Origin of the sequence: Bradyrhizobium sp. LB14.3 (genome assembly GCF_040547985.1) — a bacterium.
In the GTDB taxonomy this organism is placed as follows: domain Bacteria; phylum Pseudomonadota; class Alphaproteobacteria; order Rhizobiales; family Xanthobacteraceae; genus Bradyrhizobium.
In genome coordinates, this window is record NZ_JBEPQT010000079.1 from 1 (window position 1) to 2,449 (window position 2,449).

A 2,449-nucleotide genomic window follows, 5' to 3' on the forward strand; every position below is an offset into this window, starting at 1 on the left:
TGTCATTCGGCCTGCAATATTGACCCCCTAAGCCGGGGGATCGGCGTCCAAAATTGACCCCCTACAGGTTGGTCTGTTGCGCTGCCTGCTTCGTCATGAAGCAGGTGGTCGGGGATGCTGATCGTGGAGACAATCGCCCGGATACGGCGCGAGCACTTCATCAAGGGCAAGACGATCAAGGAGATCGCCCGTGACCTGAAGGTGTCGCGGAACACAGTCCGGAAGGTGCTGAGATCGGGAGAGACCTCATTCGAGTACGAGCGTGTTGTCCAGCCGCGGCCGAAGCTGGGACGATGGGCAGCAGAACTCGACGGGTTGTTGTCAGGGAACGCGGGCAAGTCCGCTCGCGAGCAACTGACATTGATCCGGATCTTCGAGGAGCTGCGTGAGCGCGGCTATGACGGCGGTTACGACGCCGTGCGGCGCTACGCCAGGCGATGGAGCAAGGAGCGCGGACAATCCACGGCCGCTGCCTACGTCCCGCTTAGCTTTGCGCCCGGAGAAGCTTACCAGTTTGACTGGAGCCACGAGGTGGTCCTGCTCAATGGCGTGACGGTGATGGTGAAGGCCGCCCATGTCCGGCTCTGCCATAGCCGGATGCTGTTCGTGCGTTGCTATCCGCGCGAGACACAGGAGATGGTGTTCGACGCCCACGACCGGGCGTTCGCCCTGTTCAAGGGCACCTGCGTGCGCGGCATCTACGACAACATGAAGACGGCGGTGGAGACGATCTTCGTCGGCAAAGGGCGTCTCTACAATCGCCGCTTCATGCAGATGTGCAGCCACTACCTGGTCGATCCGGTTGCCTGCACGCCAGCGTCGGGCTGGGAGAAGGGCCAGGTCGAGAACCAGGTTGGGCTTGTCCGGGAGCGCTTCTTCACGCCGCGGCTGCGGTTCAAAACCCTCGACGAGTTGAACGCGTGGCTGCTGGACAAGTGCATCGCCTACGCCAAGGCGCACCGGCATCCAGAACTGGCCGAACAGACGGTCTGGGAGGTGTTCGAAGCCGAGCGACCGAAGCTCGTTCCCTATGCCGGCCGGTTCGACGGATTCCACGCGGTGCCGGCATCGGTCTCGACGACCTGTCTGGTGCGGTTCGACAACAATAAATACTCGGTCACGGCCAGCGCTGTCGGGCGGCCTGTCGAGGTTCACGCCTACGCCGACCGCATTGTGATCCGTCAGGACGGACGCATCGTTGCCGAGCATGCTCGCTCGTTCGGCCGCGGCGAGACGACCTATGATCCCTGGCATTACGTGCCGGTACTGGCTCGCAAACCCGGTGCCTTGCGCAACGGCGCTCCCTTCAAGGACTGGGTGCTTCCGGCTGCGATCGAACGTGTGCGGCGTAAGCTTACCAGTGCCGACGATGGCAACCGGCAGATGGTCGATATCCTCAACGCGGTTCTGACCGACGGCTTGCCGGCCGTCGAAGCAGCCTGCGCCGAGGCGATCGCTCACGGCGTTCATTCCGCCGATGTCGTGCTCAACATCCTGGCCCGCCAGCGTGATCCTGCGCCGCCAGCCAACATTCTCACCCCGGCCGCACTGACATTGCGCCACGCCCCGATCGCCGACTGTGCCCGTTACGACAACCTCAGGAGAACCATCTGATGGAACGTACTCAACTCTTCGACCTCATGGGCGAGCTCAAACTCTACGGCATGAAGGCTGCCTTCGACGAGATCATGGCGACCGCTGTCAAACGCCAGCACGAACCCCAGCGCATTGTCGGCGACCTGCTCAACGCCGAGATCAACGAGAAGCAGGCCCGCTCGATCAAGTACCAGCTCACCATCGCCAAGCTGCCGCTGGCCAAGGATCTCGAGGACTTCCAGTTCGAAGGCACACCCATCAACCAGACGCTGGTCAATGATCTCGCCGGCGGCGGCTTCATCGCCCAGCAACGTAACGCCGTGCTGATCGGCGGTACCGGCACCGGCAAAACACATATGGCCATCGCAATCGCCAGAAGCTGCATCCGATCCGGTGCCCGCGGCCGCTTCTACAACGTGGTCGACCTCGTCAACCGTCTGGAGATCGAGACCCGCAATGGACGGCAAGGTCGGATCGCCGAGCATTTGACCCGGATGGACTTCATCGTCCTCGACGAACTCGGTTATCTACCGTTCGCCCAATCCGGCGGCCAGCTCCTGTTCCACCTCGTCAGCCGGCTCTACGAGCGCACGTCCATCGTCGTCACCACCAATCTCGCGTTCGGTGAATGGCCCAGCGTGTTCGGCGACGCCAAAATGACCACCGCGCTTCTCGATCGCCTGACCCACCATTGCGACATCGTCGAGACCGGCAACGACAGCTGGCGCTTCAAAAGCCGCGACGACGATCACGCAATCGCACCGTCTCCGCAACCCCGACCAGCTCCGACGGTGCGAGCGCTACCACCAAAACCCGCCGCTCGAAGGGGTCAAAATTGGACGCCGATACGGGG

Annotated in this window: 2 pseudogenes; both read left to right on the top strand. The window is 62.5% G+C overall.

Annotation, left to right across the window (positions count from 1 at the left end):
* Window positions 1–114 precede the first annotated feature (114 nt).
* Window positions 115–1,605 (top strand): annotated as a pseudogene (gene istA, locus ABIB00_RS38850) (IS21 family transposase); the annotation flags it as partial.
* Between the two features lie 8 nt (window positions 1,606–1,613).
* Window positions 1,614–2,336 (top strand): annotated as a pseudogene (gene istB / locus ABIB00_RS38855) (IS21-like element helper ATPase IstB); the annotation flags it as partial.
* Window positions 2,337–2,449 lie beyond the last annotated feature (113 nt).